General features: G+C 62.0%; 20 protein-coding genes. 14 read left to right on the forward strand and 6 right to left on the reverse strand.

Translation table 11 applies throughout. The annotated features are described in order from the left end of the window. The first annotated feature begins 99 nt into the window (after positions 1 to 99). Entirely contained in the window at positions 100 to 501 is a 402-nt protein-coding gene (locus BCY88_RS15540; RefSeq protein WP_120345139.1) for an OsmC family protein, read from the forward strand. A 98-nt stretch (positions 502 to 599) separates the two neighbouring features. Here the strand turns inward: BCY88_RS15540 and BCY88_RS15545 are convergent, their stop codons facing one another. Further along, on the reverse strand, positions 600 to 1,244 hold the full coding sequence (locus BCY88_RS15545; RefSeq protein WP_120345140.1) for a helix-turn-helix transcriptional regulator: 645 nt from the start codon (positions 1,242 to 1,244) through the stop codon (positions 600 to 602). A gap of 349 nt (positions 1,245 to 1,593) precedes the next feature. Here BCY88_RS15545 and BCY88_RS15550 point away from each other — a divergent pair, with 349 nt between their 5' ends. From BCY88_RS15550 to infA, 3 genes are all read left to right on the forward strand, one after another. Next, positions 1,594 to 1,812 carry a hypothetical protein gene (locus tag BCY88_RS15550; protein ID WP_120345162.1) on the forward strand — a complete coding sequence of 73 codons (219 nt, stop codon included), beginning with the start codon at positions 1,594 to 1,596 and terminating at the stop codon, positions 1,810 to 1,812. Between the two features lie 567 nt (positions 1,813 to 2,379). Next, positions 2,380 to 2,661: a hypothetical protein gene (locus tag BCY88_RS15555; protein ID WP_063499359.1), complete on the forward strand. Its 282-nt coding sequence runs from the start codon at positions 2,380 to 2,382 to the stop codon at positions 2,659 to 2,661. Between the two features lie 135 nt (positions 2,662 to 2,796). Beyond that, entirely contained in the window at positions 2,797 to 3,069 is a 273-nt protein-coding gene (infA, locus tag BCY88_RS15560; RefSeq protein ID WP_012427521.1) for a translation initiation factor IF-1, read from the forward strand. Between the two features lie 233 nt (positions 3,070 to 3,302). Here infA and BCY88_RS15565 read toward each other — a convergent pair whose 3' ends face one another. Continuing rightward, positions 3,303 to 4,046, reverse strand: a complete 744-nt coding sequence (locus tag BCY88_RS15565; protein WP_120345141.1) for a GntR family transcriptional regulator — start codon at positions 4,044 to 4,046, stop codon at positions 3,303 to 3,305. 218 nt (positions 4,047 to 4,264) lie between these two features. Between BCY88_RS15565 and BCY88_RS15570 the strand changes: the two genes are divergently transcribed. From BCY88_RS15570 to BCY88_RS15590, 5 genes are all read left to right on the forward strand, one after another. Next, complete coding sequence (locus BCY88_RS15570; protein ID WP_259461414.1) at positions 4,265 to 5,503, forward strand: cyanate transporter; 1,239 nt, start codon at positions 4,265 to 4,267, stop codon at positions 5,501 to 5,503. Positions 5,504 to 5,958: 455 nt separating this feature from the next. Next, a complete protein-coding gene (locus tag BCY88_RS15575) occupies positions 5,959 to 8,109 on the forward strand; it encodes a S8 family serine peptidase (RefSeq protein ID WP_120345143.1) in 2,151 nt (716 codons plus the stop codon). Positions 8,110 to 8,185: 76 nt separating this feature from the next. Beyond that, the gene (locus tag BCY88_RS15580) at positions 8,186 to 9,571 is read left to right on the forward strand and encodes a tetratricopeptide repeat-containing glycosyltransferase family protein (protein ID WP_120345144.1); all 1,386 of its coding nucleotides are present in this window, start codon (positions 8,186 to 8,188) and stop codon (positions 9,569 to 9,571) included. Positions 9,572 to 9,652: 81 nt separating this feature from the next. Then, on the forward strand, positions 9,653 to 10,228 hold the full coding sequence (locus BCY88_RS15585; RefSeq protein ID WP_120345145.1) for an ANTAR domain-containing response regulator: 576 nt from the start codon (positions 9,653 to 9,655) through the stop codon (positions 10,226 to 10,228). 10 nt (positions 10,229 to 10,238) lie between these two features. Continuing rightward, complete coding sequence (locus tag BCY88_RS15590) at positions 10,239 to 11,390, forward strand: CmpA/NrtA family ABC transporter substrate-binding protein (protein WP_120345146.1); 1,152 nt, start codon at positions 10,239 to 10,241, stop codon at positions 11,388 to 11,390. Between the two features lie 22 nt (positions 11,391 to 11,412). On the opposite strand, the gene BCY88_RS15595 is transcribed toward BCY88_RS15590, so the two are convergent. After that, a complete protein-coding gene (locus BCY88_RS15595; RefSeq protein WP_120345147.1) occupies positions 11,413 to 12,837 on the reverse strand; it encodes a sensor histidine kinase in 1,425 nt (474 codons plus the stop codon). A 3-nt stretch (positions 12,838 to 12,840) separates the two neighbouring features. Beyond that, on the reverse strand, positions 12,841 to 13,512 hold the full coding sequence (locus BCY88_RS15600) for a response regulator (RefSeq protein ID WP_120345163.1): 672 nt from the start codon (positions 13,510 to 13,512) through the stop codon (positions 12,841 to 12,843). Positions 13,513 to 13,651: 139 nt separating this feature from the next. On the opposite strand from BCY88_RS15600, the gene BCY88_RS15605 reads away from it, so the two are divergent. The 5 genes from BCY88_RS15605 (at position 13,652) to BCY88_RS39855 (ending at position 19,149) form a co-directional block, all read left to right on the forward strand. Beyond that, positions 13,652 to 14,740 (forward strand): ABC transporter substrate-binding protein, encoded by a 1,089-nt coding sequence (locus BCY88_RS15605; RefSeq protein WP_120345148.1) that lies wholly within the window; start codon positions 13,652 to 13,654, stop codon positions 14,738 to 14,740. A gap of 100 nt (positions 14,741 to 14,840) precedes the next feature. Further along, on the forward strand, positions 14,841 to 16,610 hold the full coding sequence (locus tag BCY88_RS15610; protein ID WP_120345149.1) for an ABC transporter permease: 1,770 nt from the start codon (positions 14,841 to 14,843) through the stop codon (positions 16,608 to 16,610). Beyond that, positions 16,603 to 17,670 carry an ABC transporter ATP-binding protein gene (locus BCY88_RS15615; RefSeq protein WP_120345150.1) on the forward strand — a complete coding sequence of 356 codons (1,068 nt, stop codon included), beginning with the start codon at positions 16,603 to 16,605 and terminating at the stop codon, positions 17,668 to 17,670. The genes BCY88_RS15610 and BCY88_RS15615 overlap by 8 nt, the downstream gene beginning before the upstream one ends. A 70-nt stretch (positions 17,671 to 17,740) precedes the next feature. Then, the gene (locus BCY88_RS15620; protein WP_120345151.1) at positions 17,741 to 18,817 is read left to right on the forward strand and encodes a porin; all 1,077 of its coding nucleotides are present in this window, start codon (positions 17,741 to 17,743) and stop codon (positions 18,815 to 18,817) included. A 188-nt stretch (positions 18,818 to 19,005) separates the two neighbouring features. Next, the gene (locus tag BCY88_RS39855; RefSeq protein ID WP_183081379.1) at positions 19,006 to 19,149 is read left to right on the forward strand and encodes a hypothetical protein; all 144 of its coding nucleotides are present in this window, start codon (positions 19,006 to 19,008) and stop codon (positions 19,147 to 19,149) included. 38 nt (positions 19,150 to 19,187) lie between these two features. On the opposite strand, the gene BCY88_RS15625 is transcribed toward BCY88_RS39855, so the two are convergent. Together BCY88_RS15625 and BCY88_RS40355 are read right to left on the reverse strand one after the other, a co-directional pair. Continuing rightward, positions 19,188 to 19,628 carry an ester cyclase gene (locus BCY88_RS15625; protein ID WP_120345152.1) on the reverse strand — a complete coding sequence of 147 codons (441 nt, stop codon included), beginning with the start codon at positions 19,626 to 19,628 and terminating at the stop codon, positions 19,188 to 19,190. Between the two features lie 36 nt (positions 19,629 to 19,664). After that, positions 19,665 to 20,909, reverse strand: a complete 1,245-nt coding sequence (locus BCY88_RS40355; RefSeq protein WP_259461415.1) for a LysR substrate-binding domain-containing protein — start codon at positions 20,907 to 20,909, stop codon at positions 19,665 to 19,667. Between the last annotated feature and the right edge of the window lie 135 nt (positions 20,910 to 21,044).

Here is a 21,044-nt window from a genome sequence, read left to right on the forward strand (position 1 = left end):
TGCCGGGATCCGGCAAGCAACGGCGTATTTCAACGGTGGGCGTTTCGACCAGATGAGCCAGATAGGCCCGACAGGCCACGAAAAACAGTGAGGACAATCATGACTCTCGCGATCGCAAGCGCCACTTCGGATGCAGACGCGCCCAACTATCTCGTCAAAGTCGATGCGGGCACGCACAGCCTGCTTGGCGATGAAGGGCCACACGAAGGCGGGCAGGATAGCGGCCCGGCGCCCTTCGAATTCGTGCTCTCGGGTCTCGCGGCGTGCACCGCTGCCACGCTCCGGATGTACATGCAGAAGAAAGCATGGCCGGGCGGCCGGATCAAGGTCGACACGGAATTGCATGTCGAGCGCGACGGCGGCCAATTCATTCGCCGTACCGTTTCCGTCGAGGGGCCGCTCGACGATAGCCAGCGAACCCGCCTTGCGGAAATCTGCGAGAAAACGCCTGTCACCCTGTTCATCAAACGCGGAACCCGGATCGACACGACCATGCGGTGAGAAGGCGAGACCTCTCGCCATGCCGGAATCGAGCGCTGCTTGCGTTCGCGCCGTGCCGTGACAACCACCGCGCTATTGCGCCGCGTTGCCGGGCGCTGTCAGCCGCCCTCTTTCATCTGCTTCAGAATCTTGTAGACGGTGGCGCGCCCCATTGTCAGCACGGCCGCCACATAGTTTGCGGAACTGCGGCCGCGAAATGCGCCCTGCGCATGCAGCGCCTCGACGATTTCCCGCTTGTGTTCGCGCGTGAGGGCATTGACGCCGATTTGCCGCTCGCGCAGCCAGGTGTGCAGAAACGTGTTGATGCGGTCCTGCCAGTCGTCGCGAAACAGCTCCTCCGCGGGCGCTGCCGTCAGATTGCCGCCTTTGATGAAGAGATCCAACGTGGCGCGCACGTCTTCGAACACCGCGATGTTGAAGTTGACGCATAGCATGCCGGCCGGCTTGCCGTCGTCGTCAAACAGGATGTTGCTCACGCAGCGCATGCGGCGGCCGTCCCAGTTCAACTTCTCGTACGGTCCGATGGTTCGGCCACGTGCCGCATAGTGGACCTCGTCGAGCACCGAAGGGCCACCAACTTCAAGCTTCGACAGGTTATTGACGAGATACACGATGGTCTGATCGCGCAGGTCGTGAATCACGACTTCGGCGCACGGATAAAACAGCGCCGCGATACCGTCTGCGATGGATGCATAGCGCTCCAGCAGCAGATCTTTCACAGGGGAGACGGTTGTCTTGCGCATTGAGAAATCGCAGTGTTCGAAGAATGCGGCGGCGCCTCTGCTCCGATGAGCGAGGCCGAGCGCCGAAGTTATGGCCGGCAGACACGGCAAGCACACCGCTGCCGGATGGCGAGGCTCTGTAACGCGCCATTGTAACGACCCCAAACGGCGGCGGCGACCACGCCGGCAAGAGGGCAGCACCGTGGCTGTTTTATTGCGGGGCCGCATCGCGCGCCGCGCTTTGATGGGCGCTCAAGCGCGTGATGCCCGCACGCTCCAGTTGTTGCATCCGCACCGAACGATTTTTGTCCGCGTGGCCAGCGCTTTTTTTTCGTGCGATAAAAGAATCCACTCTTTCACGGAGCAACAGATGGCCACGCTCGAAGCGTTTCGTGCCGTGCTCGACGACGACGGCACGCCGGAAATCATCCGCAACCACATCATCGATTCCTTGCAATACACGCTGCGCAATCACGGGCAGATTTTTACGTCGAAGGAAGTCGAATGGCTGGCCGGCTGGGACGACGCGCGCATTCCACTCGCGGCTTCACGCGAGTTGCAAAAGCGCGTTGCCGAAACCACCCGCTGACGGCCGCCCCACCTTCGCCGTCACGGCACGGCCTCAAGCACGGCGCGCCGGACCTTGCGCCGCGCGCCGTCCGCGGTAAGCTTTTTCCGCTCAACACCCCGCCGGCTGGGCGGTTTGCCCGCGCGCGGAACTTTTCACTATCCAATTAGCCCCATTTAGTGCATCATATTGGAATAGCTGTATTCCGCATCCGCGCTATTGGCAACACAAGGCAACACACGCGGCAGTATCAAGCACAGTTTCAATTGGTGCCTGCGCACCACCCCCGACTGTTCGACCGCCGCCCGTCGGCGATCCCGTCACTCCGGCAATGCGCCGCCTGCATTCGCCGTCGCGAGTTGTGCAGCTGAGTGATTCAGCTTTTACGCGCCCGATGTCTGCGCGACATCAGCGTGTTTCTTCTCCATCGAATCCGCGATTTTGCGCGGCCGCGCTCATGCCCTTGCCATCGGGCCTGTGCCAACCTTTTTCCATGGCGGCGCGCCCCAGGGTGCTGCGCTGCCGGGTCCGTCGTGCCGCGCGTAACACGCGTGACACGGGGGCCACGTAATACAGGACATGTGCTTCATGAATTCAGCTGTCAAGACGTACAAGGGTTACGAAATTCACCCGCTCGTCTATCCGCGCCGCCCGGCGGACGGTCAAACGGGCCGCAATCCGGACGCAGGCTACGACGCGTCGGTACGCATCTGCCGGGTGGGCGCCAATCCGGCAGCCGACGGGCGTGTGTTCCGTCTGCAGTATCTGTTTCCGTTCGACGGCACTGGCAAGGCGCGCATTGCGTGCATGGCCCATGCCGAGCAATTGATCGACGGCCGCGTAGACGGCCAGTCCGTCGCTGATCTTTGAGCGGTACTATCAGCACATCCGCTGTTACCGCAGCACAGTTGGCCTGAAAGCAAACTGTTAACCGTATCCAATGTTGCGCCAGGCGGCCTGGCTGCGCGGCCAACATCCACTTATCCCATCGACCAGGAGTTATGCATGGCGAAAGAAGAACTGCTTGAACTTGACGGTATCGTCGACGAAGTACTTCCGGATAGTCGTTACCGCGTGACGCTCGACAACGGCGTCGTGGTTGGCGCTTACGCATCCGGACGCATGCGCAAGAATCACATCCGTATTCTCGCGGGCGACCGCGTGACGCTGGAACTGTCGGTTTACGATCTGACCAAAGGCCGGATCAACTTCCGTCACAAAGACGAGCGCGCCACCGGTGGCGGCGGCGCACGCAATACGCAATTCCGTCGCCGTTAAGGCTGTGGCGGCACGCTGACCGCTCATCGGCTCGGTATCGACTTGCTTCGTGATCGGTCAACGCGCGGCCAACTGTTGTTGTCGGGTAGTTGGCTGGTGGTTGCCCGGTAGTTGCCTGGTGGTTACCCAGCTATTCGCGAAGCCTTTCGCGCGCCCCCTCCGGCTTGACTCGTTGACTCGAGCCTGAGCGGCGCGCTTCGGTGTCGCACGAACGCCCCCCTCTCTACGCTTTTCTAAGCCCCGAACACCGCACCGAGATCTTCTCCTGCGGCGCTCCTGCGCACCTGTTCGACCACCCGCTCCTCCAGTTCCGACAAATGCTCGCGCATTGCCGCGAGTGCCGCATGCAGATCGCCCGCATCCAGCGCTTCGATAATCTGCATGTGCTCGTCCGCGGAACAGGTCGACCCTTTCGACGGGTCGAACAGTGCCTTGTACAACTCTGTCTTCGCGACAAGCTGCCCAACCAGGCCGAGTAATTCAGTACCGCCCGCAAGTTCCGTCAACAGCACATGAAACTGGCCCGCGAGCCGCACGGATTCTTCAATCGCGCCGGCGCGTGACGCCTTCTCCTCGCCTCGCACATGGGCGCGCAGGCGGCGCTTGTGAGCCGCACTCAGACTTCCGCATAAAGCCGCGACAATGCCTGCCTCGACAATCTGGCGGGCGCGATACACCTGACGAATGTCTTCTTCCGAAGGCGACGGTACGAACGCGCCGCGATTCGCCTCGAGCACCAGCTTGCCCTCGAAACCCAGCCGCGCGAGCACCTTGCGCAATGCGCCACGTGTGCAACCGAACGCGGCGGCGAGATCGCGCTCGACCAGTTGGGCGCCGGGCCGCAAACGACCCTGCAGCAACGCCGCGGTAATCGACGCGTAAATACGCTCTTCGATCGTGATCGAGTCGTCTTCGATCCCCGCGGGAGAAGGCGTTTCTGTGCCGGCAGACGATGTGCTTCGGGAACGTTGGGCCATGAATTCAGTGACAGCAATAGCGTGATATCGCCCGGCATTGTAGCGACGGTGTACCGCCTGCGCCACGTGTTCATGACGCGGCTACGCGGCGGCCTATACTGGGCATCACAAAAAAATGGTTAACCATTTAATGGTAACATTGTTGACCAAATTGAAATTCGAACGGATTTCCCCCGTTTCGTTCGATGTGCATTTCCAGCCACGCCACCAGGTCCATCGTGAATTCTCACTCCAGCGCCACGCCAGCCCGCACCGACGCCAGCCATGCATCCCACGCGCTAACGTGGCGCGACGCCTTATGGCTGGGTGTGATCGTGGTGATCGGCATTAACTTGCGCCCGTTGCTGACGTCGATCAGCCCATTGATGACGACCATCCGCACGGCAACTGGCCTGAGCTTCTACGGCGCCTCACTGCTGACAAGCTTGCCGGTTCTCGCAATGGGCATCGGCGCATTCGGCGCCGGCGCGTTGACCCGCACGATCGGCGAGACGCGCGGCGTCGCGCTCGGTTTGCTGGCAATCGCGCTGGCTTGTGGCGCGCGCTGGACGACTGCAAGCGGCGCCGCCTTGCTGTTGAGCGCGGCACTCGCGGGGGTCGGCGTCGCGGCGATTCAGGCTCTGCTGCCCGCCGTCATGAAGCAGCGCTTCCATACACGGGTGCCGTTGGCGATGGGGGTCTTCTCGGCATCGATCATGGGCGGCGGCGGACTGGGGGCACGTTTGAGTCCATGGGTCAGCAATGCGTTCGGATCGTGGCACGCGGGGCTCGCAGTGTGGGCCATTCCTGCGTTGATTGCATTGCTCTGCTGGCTGGCTTTGAATCTCCAGCCTTCTTCGGGCGCCACGGCACAGCCCGTTGGTGCGAACCCCGTGACGCTTCCTCTGTGGCGCAAGCGGCGTGCGTGGACGCTTGGCCTCTACTTCGGAATCGTCAACGGCGGCTACACGACGCTCGTCGCATGGCTACCCGCGTTTTATCAGCAACGTGGCGTGAGTGTCACGGATAGCGGCTCGCTGCTTGCAAGCATGACAGTGTTTCAGGCCGCGGCGGCTTTACTGCTTCCGCTAGCCGCTGCGCCATTCCGGGATCGGCGGCCATGGCTGGTTCTGGGCTTGTCCGCCCAATTCGCCGGCTTGCTTGGGTTGATCCTGTGGCCCGACGTGGCGCCTCTCGCCTGGGTCGGCATTGCCGGCGCCGGACTTGGTGGAACGTTCTCATTGACCCTCGTCACCGCCATGGATCATTCGGCCGATCACCGCGTCGCCGGGAAACTGGTTGCGTTTACCCAGGGGGTCGGGTTTATCGTGGCCGCCATCGCGCCCGTTTTTGCCGGACTCGTTCGTGGCTGGAGCGGCGGATTTGGCGCTGCATGGATCATGCTGGCCGTTAGCGTGGCCGCCATGATTGCAGTCAGCTGCGTGTTTTCGCCCCGCAGTTACGCGCGGTGGCTTTGATTGGCGCCCGCTTTCCCTTCCGCTACGGTGCCCGGCCGAGCGTAGCTCCCTCAGCCTGATCGGCTGGGTCGATCCGTGACCGCTAGCCTGCGTGACTTGCGCGAGCGCGCAGTTAAGCCGCGCCAGCGGTCTGACGCGCAAGGCAAACTTTCCGACGAACAAGCAGAGAAGCCTGATAGTTTATATCGTTCAGGCTATTTATTATCTTGTTCACGCTATTCGATCAGCGCAACTACAAGAATCCAGAGAGCTGACTGACGAAGTCGGAAGGTCACGCCCAGCACACTGAGCCTTCCGCATCGATTAGTTAGGAATCTAAAACAGTCGAAACATACCCGGCGCCCAATGAGCGAAGCGTGGCGCAATGGCTCGTGGGTCCGGCTTATGTCCGCAGTACGACTATTCCACAAAAACAGGGGCAATCATTTCTATATGTCGTACGAGGTAGAAAAGAGATGCACAAAGAGAGACGCGAGGGCGAGCGGAACGGCTCCCTCGCCGCCACAACAGATATCGGCGCACTGTGGTCAAGCACCAAGACGCGCCGTTCACTTACCGGTGCGGCCTGCATAGCCTTTTCGTTGGCGCTCACAGCGTGTGGCGGCAACAGCGGCAGCGATACGGTCGCCGCCACGGCAACACCGACGCTGGAGAAAACAGCGGCATTGGCAGCGGCATCCCGCAGTGTTCCGCTGAGTATGTCGCTGAAAATGAACACGAGCGGTTTGTCATCGGACGCGTCCAACGACCGCTTCATCATCAAATATAAAACCGCCACCGCCGAAGGCAGATCGGCCTCGGCGGTTCAGTCGAAACTGGACCGGCTGGCAGGTGCATTTCCCGCGAGGGCACGCCATTTACGCCGCATGGGTATCGGCTCCGATGTGGTCACGACCGAGAGAAAACTGAACGGCAACGATGCCCGATCGTTCATGCGCGCCGTTGCCGCCGACCCGAACGTCGAATACATCGAAGCCGACACGGAAATGTCCGCGACGATGGTCCCGAACGATCCGGAGTACGGCAAGCAATGGGGCATGACTTCCAACCAGAAGCCCGGCGTCACGACAGCGGGCATACGGCCGGAAGGTGCATGGGACATGGCAAACGGCGCCGGCTCCGTAATCGCCGTGGTGGACAACGGCGTCACCAGTCACAGCGATCTGAACGCCAACCTCCTGCCCGGCTACGATTTCACCGCGAACAACCGCGGCGGCAACGGCACCAATCCCGGCATCACGACGGAGACATGTCCAGTCCAGTGGCACGGCACACACGTAGCGGGGATCGCGGCTGCGCTGACCAACAACGGCAATGGCATAGCCGGCGTCGCGCCCGCTGCAAAAATCGTCCCGGTGCGGGTTCTGAATGCGTGCGGAATAGGCTATACCTCCGACATCACTGACGGCATTGTGTGGGCGGCCGGCGGGAGTGTTGCCGGCGTCCCGGGCAACGCCCATCCCGCGAAGGTGATCAATGTGAGTCTGGGCGGCGGTGGCGAGTGCGGCACGACGTTTCAGAACGCCATCGACTACGCCGCCAGCCGAGGCGCGGTAGTCGTCGCGGCAGCCGGCAACAATAGTTTCAGCGCGACGAAATTCTCGCCGGCGAACTGCCGCAACGTGATCAGCGTCGGGGCCTCCAACCGACCCGGCTTAAGGTACGTCGAATCGAACTTCGGGCCGGCAGTCGATCTTGCCGCGCCCGGCGACTCGATCTGGTCCACGTACAACAACGGGACCGCCGCCCCAGGCACCGAAAGCTATGGATACAGTTCCGGCACGTCGATGGCGGCGCCGATGGTGAGCGGGGTTGTCGCGCTTGTCCAGTCGGTCGCGCCAACACCTCTAAGTCCTGCGGAAATACGGACCCTGCTCACACAGAACGTGCAAGCATTTCCCAACGGCAAGCCGGACCAACCGATCGGCATGGGTATTCTCGATGCGACCGCGGCCGTCATGGCGGCCAGGTCCGGGAAGATTCCAGCGGCGGCGAATTTCACGTGCTCACAGAGCGACCAGCTCATGCATGTGTCATGTACGGATCTGTCCACCGCCAGAGGCGCGCCGATCAGGTCATGGGCGTGGAATTTCGGCAAGGGTGAGGCTGATACGGTTTCCACGCGATCCGTTAACCCGGAGATCGACTTCGATCAGCCCGGCACATACGAAATCACGCTGGCAGTGACCGACAGCACCGGCGCCGTGAGCAGGTTGACGCGGCGTTTCGACGTTGCCCCGATGCTCGTCGCGGATATCAGCGACAACGACTACGGCATCAGATTTCCGCTCCAGGCTTTGGACAAGCTGTATTTCTCGGTGACGGTTCCGCCAGGCGCGAGAAGCCTGCGGGTTCCGGTGGGGCTAAAGAGTGTCACGTTCAACCTCCTGCCCGCAGCAGCAGGAGACGTCGCGACGCTTTACGGTAAGCAATTTACGGCATCCATGACAAATCCGGACTGCACGTCCGTCATGTCGGGAGGCCAACCCGCCACCTGCACATTCCCCGGCCCTGTGCCACCGGGAACGTATTACGTCATGGTGACGACCGCCAAGCCAATCAGCGACGTCCGTATTCAGGCTGTTTCCAGCTACTACGGTCTATAAGACATCCGCGCACGCATAACGCCCCTGTACTGCAACGATGTGCAGGGGCGCACTTCCTACGATCCAGGGGCATACGATGAATGACAATGACACCACCGTCGACATTCCCGTCGCATGTGAAGACCCGGTGCAAGACGCGCTCGAACGGGTGGCCGCGCTTGCAGGCACCAATCGCACTCGCGAACTCGCCGAGACTATCAAGCAGACAAGAACCCGCTTTGCCGGCGATGTCGGCGCACTAAGGTCGCTCGCCTACGTGTTGAACACCCACGACCGTTTCAGCGACGCGCTCAGTGTGGCGAGGCAAGGACTCGCCCTCCGTCCGCACCACCCTCTCCTGCATCACAACGCGGCGCGCGCACTCAGCATCCAGGGCCGGCTTGACGAGAGTCGCCCGCACAGCATGGAAGCGGCACGGCTCCTGCCAGACAACCCTTATCTGCAGTTTCATCTGGCGGGCGTGCAGTTGAGTCTTGGCGAATTTGCAGACGGCTGGAAGCGATATCGCTGGTTCTATGCACTCCCCGGCCAGGCAGAAGAACACGTTCGACCACGCTTTCCGGAGTGGAACGGTGAATCTGTCGAGGGACGCCAGTTCCTGCTGGTTGGCGAACAGGGACACGGCGACGAGATCCAGTTCCTCCGCTGCGCCGAGTGGCTGCATCGGCAAGGCGCAACGGTCGATGTGCTGGTTAGCCGCCCGATCGCGCAACTGGCCGCCTCCATGAAAAGCGTGAGGACCGTATTCGTTACGTTGCCACCCGGTCCTTACGACTACTGGTGCTACATGCTAAGGATGCCGGAACATATGAAGCTGGATTTGTCGATGCTTCCGATTGCAATGCCGTATCTCGCGGCGGCACCAGAAAAGGTGCGGCGCTGGCGAGACCGGCTCGAAACGGCGTCACGCAGCGGGACGCCCGTACAGAACAAACGCGTCGGCATCGTCTGGGCAGGCAATCCTGGTCACGCTCTCGATCGCTTCAGATCGATTCGGCTCGACGCGTTAAAACCCCTCTTTGCGCCCGGCGGGATGACCTGGTATGCACTACAGAAAGGCCCTCGCGAGAATGAGAGCCAGGTCCTCGCACGCGAATACGACGTGCACACGCTTGGGCCCGCCATTGACGACTTCACCGACACGCTGGCAATACTGCAAACGCTCGATCTTCTGATCACCGTCGACACCTCGGTCGCCCACCTTGCCGGCGCGGCCGGGCTCCCCGTTTGGGTACTGATACCCGCCTACTCCGAGTGGCGATGGTTGCGCAACCGAACCGATAGCCCGTGGTATCCGTCAATGCGGCTGTTCCGGCAACGGAAACTGGGCGAGTGGGGTCCTGTCATCGAAGAAGTGCGGGCTGAACTGCAGTTGTGGCGAGACGCCCCGCTTCGGTGCACATCTCGCGCATGCACCGCACAAGTGCAACCTCCGTTGCCCACGCCGTTCATAAGCCTGTGATTGCGCTACCTTCACTGCAATCACGTCGCACTGGCATGCACGTTGCTTTAGCAGTAGTCAGCCGTCGACAAACCCCACTCCATGCTGCGTGTTCTTCTCGTTACCGATACCGACAAGCCGATAGGCGATCTGCGCGACGCCCTCGCACGACTTGGCTACGAGATGCTGGCCGGCACGGCGACACCGCAAGCGCTGCACCGCGTCGTGCAGAGCGAACGGCCAGACGTGATCATCATCGACACGGAATCGCCGTCGCGCGACACGCTCGAACAACTCGCGGTCATGAACGCCACGGCGCCACGTCCGGTGCTGATGTTTAGTCACGACGCGAATCAGCAGTTGATCCGCGACGCGGTCGGTGCGGGGGTCACCGCCTATCTCGTCGAAGGTCTGGCCACAGAACGGCTCGCGCCGATTCTCGAAGTGGCGCTCGCACGGTTTGCGCAGGAGTCGCAGTTGCGTGAGCGCCTCGCGCAAGTCGAGAGCGAACTCACCGAACGCAAGCTGATCGATCGCGCCAAACGCCTGCTGATGGATCAACTGAAGATCACCGAACACGCTGCGTATGCCAACCTGCGCAAGCGCGCAATGAACCAGGGCGTCAAACTCGCCGAAGTCGCGCGTGCCGTCATCGCGTCGGCGGATTCGCTCAAATGAAGCGCCGCTCATGAACTCTGCCACTCCTCTATCCTCATCGCCCGCGCCTGCGCCGCTCGAGAAAACCCATCTCCGGCTCGGTTTTGTTGCACTGTCCGACGCCGCGCCGCTCATCGCCGCCAAGCTGCTCGAATTCGGCCACGCGCATGGATTGACGCTGGAGTTGTGCCGCCAGCCGTCATGGGCCGCCGTGCGCGACAAACTGCTGTCGGGCGATCTCGATGCGGCGCACGTGCTCTACGGTCTCGTCTACGGCGTGCAACTCGGCCTCGGCGGTCCGCAAACGGATATGGCCGTGCTGATGGTGCTCAATCGCAACGGCCAGGCCATCACGCTGTCAACACGTCTGGCCGACGCATTGGCCGAACACGGCTCCTTGCCCAGGGCTTTGGCCACACTCGGCCGCAAGCCCATCTTCGCGCAGACCTTCCCCACCGGCACGCACGCGATGTGGCTGCCCTACTGGCTCGCGTCGCAAGGCGTGCATCCGCTGCGCGACACCGAAAGCGTGGTGATTCCGCCGCCGCAAATGGTCACGGCGCTCTCCGAAGACAAGCTTGACGGCCTATGCGTCGGCGAACCGTGGAACGCGATGGCGGAGGTGCGCGGCGTCGGCCGGACGATCGCTTATACGAGCGAGGTGTGGCCCGATCATCCCGAGAAAGTGCTGGCGTGCCGGCGAGATTTTGTCAGCGCAAATCCGAATACCGCGCGCGCGCTCGTGCAGACAATGCTTGAAGCCTGCCGCTGGCTCGACGGTGCAGGGCATCGCGAGGAGATTGCACACTGGCTCGCACGGCCCGAATTTATCGGCATCGACGAAGCCCTGATCGCGGCGCGCTTTGGCAACGAAATCGCGGCCTCGGCACCGCATGGCCTGCCCGTGCGATTCTTCGACAACGGCGCCGTGAACTACCCGCATGCCGCCGAAGGCGCCTGGTTCCTCACGCAATTCGAACGCTGGGGCATGATCGACCCACGCGCGGATTACGCGGAAATCGCGGCGCAGATCAATCAGACGCAGTTGTATCGCGAAGCAGCCGCGCGTGTCGGCGTCGCACTGCCCGGCAGCGAACATTCCCAGGTGTTGGTGGACGGTAAGGTGTGGGGTAGCGAGACGATACCCGAGGCCTACGCGCGCAGCTTCAGGATCCGCGCATAGCGTTGCCGCCCGAGCATGAGCCTCACGCGGCCATGGCCTTTAGCGCCGGAAACTGCACGCTGACCACGAGCCCACCGCCAGGCGCATCGCTCAGCGCAATCAACGCGCCGTGCACGCGCGCGATTTCCAGCACGATCGACAAACCCAGGCCGCTGCCCTCAACCGCCTGGGTTGCTTCGCTACGATAGAAGCGTTCAAAAACCGCATCGCGCTCGCCAACGGCAATCCCCGGTCCGTTGTCGATCACCTGCAGCAGCGCTTGCCCAGCTTCGCATGCAACGCGCACGGTAATCACCGCGCCATCGCCCGAATAACGAATCGCATTGTCGATCAGATTGCCGACCAGTTCCGCCAGCAGATCGGTCTGCCCCATCACGTCGATACGCACGTCCTGTTCGAAGCCGAGATCGATGCCACGCGAGCGCGCCACCGGCGACCAGTCGAGCGTCACGCTGCGCGCCACCTTATGCAGCGGCACAGCGCCATGCTTGACCGTATAACCGCTGTCCGCATCGAGCCGTGAGAGCGACAGCAACTGCTGGACAATGCGCACCGCCTGCTGCACCGCCCGATTCAGCCGCCGCAGATGCACGCCTTGCCGGCGATTGCCGTTCGACGTTTCTTCACCGCCGTCGATATCGCGCAGCGCCAGCTCCGACTCGGCCTGAATGATCGCGAGCGGCGTTTTCAGCTGATGCGCGGCGTCGTTGAAAAATCGCCGGCGTGACAACTGCATCAACTGTGTGCGGCCAATGTACTGATTGATCGAATCGACCAGCGGTGCGACTTCGCTCGGCAAGCCCACCGTATCGAGCGGCGTCGGATCGTTTTCGGCACGTGCGGCGACTTTGGCCGACAAGCGGTTGAGCGGCCGCAAGCCTCGCGCAACCCCCAGCCACACGATGCCCAGCGCGAGCACCACCAGCAGGAACTCCTGTTGCAACGAGCCGATCAGGATCTCGCGCGCCAGCGCCTGGCGCTGCTCGATCGTTTCGCCGACCCGCACCAGCACCACGCGCGTTTGCGCGCTCGGCACGTCATGGACCGGCAGCCGCAACATCGCGATGCGCAGCGGACGGCCACGAAACGTGTCGTCGTAAAACTGCACGCTGTAAAGATCCGCGGACGCCGTCGTACCTGACGGCAGATCCGGATAGCCAGTCACCACCCGGCCGCCCTCCTCGCGAATCTGGTAGTAGATGTTGCCGCCGCCGTTGGATTCGAACATCTCCAGCGCGAGATACGGGAGATCGACTTCGATCTGAGCATCGCGCAACCGGATGCCGTCGCGGATCGAGCGCAGCGAAAACTCCAGAGTGCGATCGAAGGCCGCATGCGCCGCGTTCATGGCACGTTGATACGTGAGCCATGCATCGAAAGCGAGCAGCAAAAGCAGCGGCAGCAACAACCAGAGGGCAACGCGAACGCGCAGATTTGGCCGCGTCATGCGTCACGCGTCCTTCGCTTCGAGCAGATAGCCGAGCCCGCGCAATGTCACGATGCCGACGGAACTGCGCTCGAGTTTCTTGCGCAGGCGGTGCACATAGATTTCGATGGCATCGGCATTCACCGACTCATCGAGCCCGAAGATCTTCTCCGAGAGCGTGTCCTTGTTGATTGCGCGGCCGTTGCGCAGGATCAGCACTTCGAGCACCGAACGTTCGCGCGGCGTCAGCGCGAGCGGCTCGCCGTCGAGCGTGAAGCCGCGGTCGACGCTGTCGTAGAGCAGCGTGCCGCACTGCGCATGCAGCGGCTCCTGACCGTGACTGCGGCGCAGCAGCGCCCGGGCGCGCGCTTCGAGTTCAGTGAGCGCAAAAGGCTTGGCGAGGTAATCGTCGGCGCCGAGGTCGAGACCGCGCACACGCTCTTCAACCGAGCCATGCGCGGTCAGCATCAATACCGGCACCGCGTTGCGCCGCGCGCGCAAGCGGCGCAACACTTCGAGGCCGTCGAGCTTCGGCAAACCGATATCGAGAATCACCAGTGCGTAGTCTTGCGTGCGCAAAACGTGGTCGGCCGACTCGCCGTCATGCATGCAGTCGACGGTGAGTTTCGCGCTGGTCAGCGCGTCGGTCAGCGAGCGGGAAAGGATCGGATTGTCTTCGACGAGCAGCACACGCATAAACAGAATCCCAGGGAAATCCATGAGGCGAATTCGAGCATTGTGACGCATTTCTTTCGAAAACTGAAAGCATTCAGAAAGCACGCTTCTCTTACCATTCGCCTACACAAAACAAACACAGTGTTTTCTGGAGGAAGACGTGCAAATCTCTTTGAAGTATCTCGCCGTAGCCGTTGCATTCGCCGCAAACCCAGTATGGGCGGCCTTTCCTGCCGGTTATCCCAGCGACTACCAGGCCACCGTCGACGGGGCCAAGAAGGAAGGCAAGCTGATCGTCTACTCGGTCACGGACACCGCCCTCGTGCGCCCGCTCATCAAGGATTTTGAAAGCTTGTATGGCATCAAGGTCGAATACAACGACATGAACAGCACCGAGCTGTACAACCGCTACATCAGCGAAAACGCGGCCAGCAGCACCAGCGCCGACGTGCTGTGGAGCTCGGCAATGGACCTGCAGGTCAAGCTCGTCAACGACGGTCTGATGGCGAGCTACGAATCGCCCGAAGCGAAGCAGTTGCCGCAGTGGGCGCAATACCAGAAGCAGGCGTACGGCACCACGTACGAACCTCTTGCGATCGTCTACAACAAGCGCCTGCTGCCGGCCGGCGAAGTGCCACAAACGCGCGCCGATCTGATCAAACTGCTGCAGAACAAGCCCGATCAGTTCAAAGGCAAGGTCACGACTTACGACATCGAGAAATCAGGCGTCGGCTTCAACTATCTGACGCAAGACGCGCGCGTCAATCCGCAGGTCACGTGGGACCTCGTGAAAGCCATGGGCGCAACCGGCCCGAAGCTGCAATCGAGCACCGGCGCGATGATGGAGCGCATTTCGTCGGGTGAAAACCTGATCGGCTACAACATTCTCGGTTCGTACGCGCTCACCAAAGCGAAGAAAGACCCGTCGATCGGCTACGTCTATCCGAAGGACTACACCCTCGTGGTGAGCCGCCTCGTGACGATTTCGAAGAAGGCGCAAAGCCCCAACGCGGCGAAGCTGTGGGTCGACTATCTGCTGTCGCAACGCGGTCAGACCCTGCTCGCGAACCAGGCCAGCCTGTTCTCGATTCGTGCGGATGTCGACGGCGAAACGTCGATGGCGGGTCTCACAAAGCAGCTTGGCGACTCGCTCAAACCGATCCCGATCGGCGCCGGCCTGCTGGTCTATCTCGATCAGTCCAAGCGGCTGGAATTCCTCAAGCAATGGCAACAGTCGATCAAGCGCTAAACCTCGACTGACCTGACGGCGTGCGCGCCGACACGCGCGCACGCCCCACCTTCTTCCACCACCTGTCGATATGCGGCTTTCACGCTGCAGGGGGACACTCATGCTTTCCACTAGCGCAACCGGACACCGCGATGCACCACCACGCGCGGCCGACGGCGGCACGATAGGCGCGCTGCCGCGCGGCGCTCTGCAGCCGTTTGCGGGGCTGCTGCGCTGGCTCGTCGTCGCGGTGCTGACCGTCGCGGTGGCGCTGCCGCTCGGCTTCATTCTGCTTCAGAGCGTGCTGAACGCACCGTTCTTCGACGCGAAACGCACATTCGGTCTTACCGGCTTCGAATTCATTTTCAGCGACCCCGACTTCTGGTCAGCGCTGAAAAACTCTTTCATCATCGCGGCCGGGATGCTGTTCATCTCGATCCCGCTCGGCGGCATTCTCGCGTTCCTGATGGTGCGCACCGACCTGCCCGGGCGCCGCTGGCTCGAACCGCTGCTGCTCACCCCCGTGTTCGTTTCGCCGATGGTGCTCGCGTTCGGCTACGTGGTCGCGGCCGGCCCGGTCGGTTTCTATTCGGTCTGGTGGAAAGAACTGTTCGGCACGGCCGAGGCGCCCTGGAGCGTGTACTCGATTCTGGCGATCACGATCATCGTCGGCCTCACGCATGTGCCGCACGTGTACCTGTATTCGTCGGCGGCGCTGCGCAATCTCGGCTCGGATGTCGAAGAAGCGGCGCGCGTGGCTGGTGCACGGCCGTTTCGCGTCGCACTCGACGTCAGCCTGCCGATGACGCTACCCGCACTGCTGTTCGCCGGCGTGCTGGTGTTCTTCCTCGGCTTCGAAGTGTTCGGCCTGCCGCTCGTACTCGGCGACCCCGAAGGCCATCTCGTGCTGGCGACGTACCTGTACAAGCTCACCAACAAGCTCGGCGTGCCTTCGTATCACCTGATGGCCGCGGTCGCCGTATGCATCGTCGCGATCACCTTCCCGCTGGTGCTGCTGCAACGACGCTTGTTAAAGAGTGCGAACCGCTTCGTCACGGTCAAGGGGAAAGCGGGCCGTCAAACTGTCTTGCCGCTCGGCGCATGGCGTTGGGTTGCGCTCGGCATCGTCGCGCTGTGGCTGCTGCTCACCGTGTTCGTGCCGCTTTCCGGCATCACGCTGCGCGCGTTCGTCACCAACTGGGGCGAAGGGGTGAATCTGGCCGACGTACTAACGCTCGCCAACTTCACCGAACTGTTCGAACAGGATAACCTGGTCCGCGCGATTCTCAACACGCTCGGCATCGGCGTGCTCGGCGGTGCGCTCGCCGTCGGCTTCTATTCGCTGGTCGCCTTTGCCGGCCATCGCCGCAACGACTGGGCCACGCGCCTGCTCGATTACCTCGTGCTGCTGCCGCGCGCGGTGCCCGGCCTGCTCGCCGGTCTTGCGTTCCTGTGGATCTTCCTCTTCGTGCCGGGCCTGAAGGAGTTGAAGAACTCCATGTGGAGCATCTGGATCGCGTACACGGTCGTGTGGCTCGCGTACGGCATGCGCCTGATTCAAAGCGCGCTGCTGCAGGTCGGCCCTGAACTCGAAGAAGCGGGCCGCAGCGTCGGCGGCACGCGCACGCGCGTCAGTCTCGACGTGACGCTGCCGCTGGTGCGTTTCGGCCTGCTCGCGGCGTGGCTCCTGATCTTCATGATCTTCGAGCGCGAATACTCGACTGCGGTCTATCTGCTCTCGCCCGGCACTGAAGTGATCGGCGCGCTGCTGGTGTCGCTGTGGGCGACCGGCGCGGTCGATCAGGTCGCGGCGCTTTCTGTCATCAACATCGCGATGGTCGGCGCCGGACTCGGCGTCGCCCTGCGCTTCGGAGTGAAATTGCATGGATAAGCTCTCGGTCGACAATCTGTTTCTCAGCTATGGCGACAACCCGATCCTGAAGGGCGTGTCGTTCGAACTGAACCCCGGCGAAGTGGTGTGCCTGCTGGGCGCATCGGGCAGCGGCAAGACCACTCTGCTGCGCGCTGTCGCGGGGCTCGAGCAACCTTCCTCGGGCCGCATCGAACTCGACGGCAAGGTGTTCTTCGACGGCGCGGCCAAGGTCGATCTGCCGGTCGAGCAACGCTCGCTAGGCCTCGTGTTTCAGTCGTATGCGCTGTGGCCGCATCGCACGGTAGCGGACAACGTCGGCTACGGATTAAAGCTGCGGCGTGTCTCAGCCGCCGAGCAAAAGAAACGTGTGCAGGCCGCACTCGACCAGCTCGGCCTCGGTCATCTCGCCGCGCGTTACCCGTATCAGCTTTCCGGCGGCCAGCAACAGCGTGTGGCGATTGCCCGGGCTCTGGTCTACAACCCGCCCGTGATTCTGCTCGACGAGCCGTTGTCGAATCTCGACGCCAAGCTGCGCGAAGAAGCGCGTGCCTGGTTGCGCGAACTGATCGTTTCGCTGGGCCTGTCCGCCTTGTGCGTCACGCACGATCAGACGGAGGCCATGGCGATGTCCGACCGCATTCTTCTGCTGCGCAATGGCCGCATCGAACAGGAAGGCACGCCCGCCGATCTGTATGGCGCGCCCCGCTCGCTCTACACGGCCGAGTTCATGGGCAGCAACAACCGCATCGACGCGCGCGTTGCCGCGGTCGACGGCGAACGCGTGACGCTGGCCGGCGACGGCTGGCAGCTGCAGGCCCAGGCGCGTGAAGCGCTCAGCACCGGACAGAACGCACAGGCCGTGATTCGCCTTGAGCGCGTGCAGGTCGCGGACGGTCCTGGCGCGAACCGCCTCGAAGCCGACCTGATTACCTCGATGTATCTCGGCGACCGCTGGGAATACCTGTTCCATTGCGGCGATCTGCGCCTGCGTGCCTTCGGCCACGTGCCGCGCGCGGCCGGCCGTCACTGGATCGAATTCCCCGCCAACGACTGCTGGGCCTTCGCACAGGCGAGCTGACACCACTTGATAGACCCAGCCGCACCGTATCCCCAACCGAAGTAAAAAAACCAAGCACAGGAGACTGTTGATGAAGTGGAGTATGACGAAGGCGACCCTTGGCGTGACCTGCGCCGGCCTCGCCGGATTGGCAGCAACGGCGCATGCGCAATCGAGCGTGACCTTGTACGGGATCGTCGATGCGGGCGTCGAGTACGTGAATCATGCAAGCAAGGATGGCAGCGCCACGCGTCTCGTCTCGGGCGGCAAGAACACGTCGCGCTGGGGCCTGCGTGGAGTCGAGGACCTCGGCGGCGGACTGAAGGCCATCTTCCAGTTGGAGAGCGGCATCAACATCGCGAACGGCCAGTTCGACGACAGCACCGGCGCGATCTTCGACCGCCGCGCCACGATCGGCCTGAAAAACCGCTTCGGGCAAATCACGCTCGGCCGCAATTTCACGACCACCTACGATTACATGCTGCAGTTCGACCCGATGGGTTACGCGCCGAACTACTCGTGGGCGACGTCATCCACCGCGACGGGTGGCCGCAAGGACGGTCTGTTCTCGCGTTCGTCGAACGCCGTGCGCTATGACGGCACGTTCTCCGGCGTCAAGCTCGGCGCCATGTACGGTTTCGGCAACGTGCCGGGCAGCATGAAGTCGAGCTCGAAGTATGACTTCGGTCTGGGCTACGAGAATGGTCCGTTCGCTGTCGTCGCCACGTTCGACCGGCAAAACGGCGCCAACGACAGCGTGACGCCTGCGGACACCACCAACTACATTCAAGGCATACACGCAGGTTTGAGCTACGACTTCGGCACGGTGAAGGCCATGGCCGGGTATCGCAACTATCGGCGTACCTTCCACACGGCCGCGCCGACGTTGCGCAGCGATATGTACTGGCTCGGCGGTCAATACGACGTGACGCCGTTCGTCTCGCTGTTTGCCGCGGTCTACCACCAGGACATCAAGGACGCGAGCGACGCCGATCCGACGCTGTTCTCACTGCGCGCGCAGTACGCGTTGTCGAAGCGGACGGTACTGTATCTGGCGGGCGGTTATGCGATGGCCAAACATGACAATGCGGTCAGCCTGTCGCGTGATCTGACCGGCGCGGCGGATACGCAAACGGGTGTGACGGCGGGGCTTCAGCACCGGTTCTGAAACATCGGGAGCACATGAAACATCCAGAACGCTAAAGCATCTACAGCGGAGCGAGGCGTGGCGAAGATTGATCCTTCGGCACGCCTCGCTCGTTTGTTTTCATATAGACCCACACCACCCAATAACCTAGAATAAATCGAACAGTCCTAACGAACTCTAGCTGCGAACCTGCCAACAGGAGCAATGCCATGCCACAGACAAGCCGCGATAACCGTAAGACGCCTCGCCACGGCCTGCTATGGTTTATCGCATTGTGGCTGCTCGGCGTTGGCGGCACGGCGCTGCTTGTGCTGCCGTTTCATCTTCTGGTTAGCGCGGCAATGCATCATTAACATTGCACTTTCCGTTGCGCCCTGCCCGCAAACACAACTCAAGACCGTTCAAGCGTTGGCGGCAACTGCCCAAGCTGCCGGAATACCGATAGCCAATCCTCGAGGTGCCATGTCTTCGCAATCAGACTTCCGCGCATCTGATGGAAAGAGTGAATCGCGAAACTGATGTGTTTTGAACTCGCAGCAATACCAAGTAGCGGCCCGCTTTGCGTGCCGCTGACCTCCGCGCGAACGCCCACCCGGTCCCCGTGAATCAGCACATCGAGAATGGTGATTTTCATATCCGGCAGCGCCGTGGCGATAGTCGCGAATATCGGAACCATCTGGTCCGGTCCTGGCGCCGCGCCGGCCGGCTCAGGAATGTATTCCCAATCGGGAGTAACAACCTTTCGTAACAGCGGGACGCTTTTCTGCTCGAAGGCGCGATAGATCCCTTCAATCGCTTCACGGGTGATAGCTTCGTCGGTAGGTACGGTCATATCCGGTTACTCCTGAAGATTGCTCAGCGCTCGCGATCAGGGTAGCGGTTTGCGAAAAATGGTGCCGCCATAACCGAGCACGATGTTATCGACTTCAAACGGTGACGCCTCCTGCGCTTCGAGGATGAACGCCACGTGGCCGGAGGTCAGTTTGCTGGTTATCGCAGCGACCAGGTCGTCATCAAGCGCGCCCTTGATTGCGTGCTCAGCCAATCCACCACCCGCCCCGATCGTAAAACCGAGGATCGACCCGACCGACCCCCCAAGCATTCCGATCAATCCGCCGGTGAGCGCACCGATCACTGTGCCCCAAAACGGCCGGGTGTGCTTGTCGAGCAAAATCAGCTTACCTGTAGCGTCCTTTTGAACCAGCACGCCGCTCTCGATTTTGAACCCAAGGTCTTTTTCCTCAAAATTCCTGAAATCCCGACCGGCTCGTTCGGCGACGTCCACGTTGTCGAAAACCGCAACAATCAATTGCCGTGCCATTTGATAGCTCCTCGTATCACTGACGGTGTCTATCAAAGATAGTGATTTTCGCAGCGCGTGCCATTGGTTTATTTCCGATGCATGGCATCGGTCGAAATGAGTGTCGGCAGCCGCGCGCACTCTGCCGAGAATCTCCGGCGTGCAATGGCCTAGCATCGTCGCAATCAGCCGTACCCGCGTGGAGATCTGTCGCTGCGTCTGACTCACGAGATTCAAATCCAATGGCGGCACGTCGACACCCGGCAGGATGCGGACCAGCCGCCCGCGCGCAAGCGCATCGACGCACGCCGGCTCTTCCAGCACGCCGATGCCGACGCCCGAGAGGATCATTTCATACATGGGCCGCCAATGACTCGTCTTGATTGCAGTGCGGATCGGCACGCTCTCCACGACGGTCTCCAGGTGTCTGAGCGGCAACTGTTCCGTGCCGAACATGCCCTGCACCCGAATGAACGGATGCCTCACCAGCTCAGACGGTTCAGCAATCGGACCGTGCCGGCTGAGATAGCCCGGCGCGGCAACCAGCACACGCCCGACCTGACCCAGCTGACGGGCAATGAAGACCCCTTCGCCGAGCTGACCAAGACGAAACGAAATATCTACGCCCTCCGTCACGAGGTCGACGATCCGGTCGTTCAGGACCAGCTCCAGATCCAGTTGTGGATACGCTGCGCGCACCAGCGTCAACGCCTCCGGCACGACCGTCTCGCCAAAGCAATGAGGCGCCGCGATACGGATCGTGCCCTTCAGATCCTGCCCGTCACTCGACACCTCCGCGACCGCCTGTTCCACGGCGTGCAGAATCCGTTTGCTGCGGTCGTAGAAAGTGAGACCCTCGGGCGTGCAATTGAAAGCACGCGCGCTGCGCAGCAGAAGCCGGCAGCCAAGGTACTTCTCGAGCCGCTCGATGCGCTCGCTTGCGGCCGG

It is taken from the genome of Paraburkholderia fungorum, from assembly GCF_003610895.1.
In the GTDB taxonomy this organism is placed as follows: domain Bacteria; phylum Pseudomonadota; class Gammaproteobacteria; order Burkholderiales; family Burkholderiaceae; genus Paraburkholderia; species Paraburkholderia fungorum_B.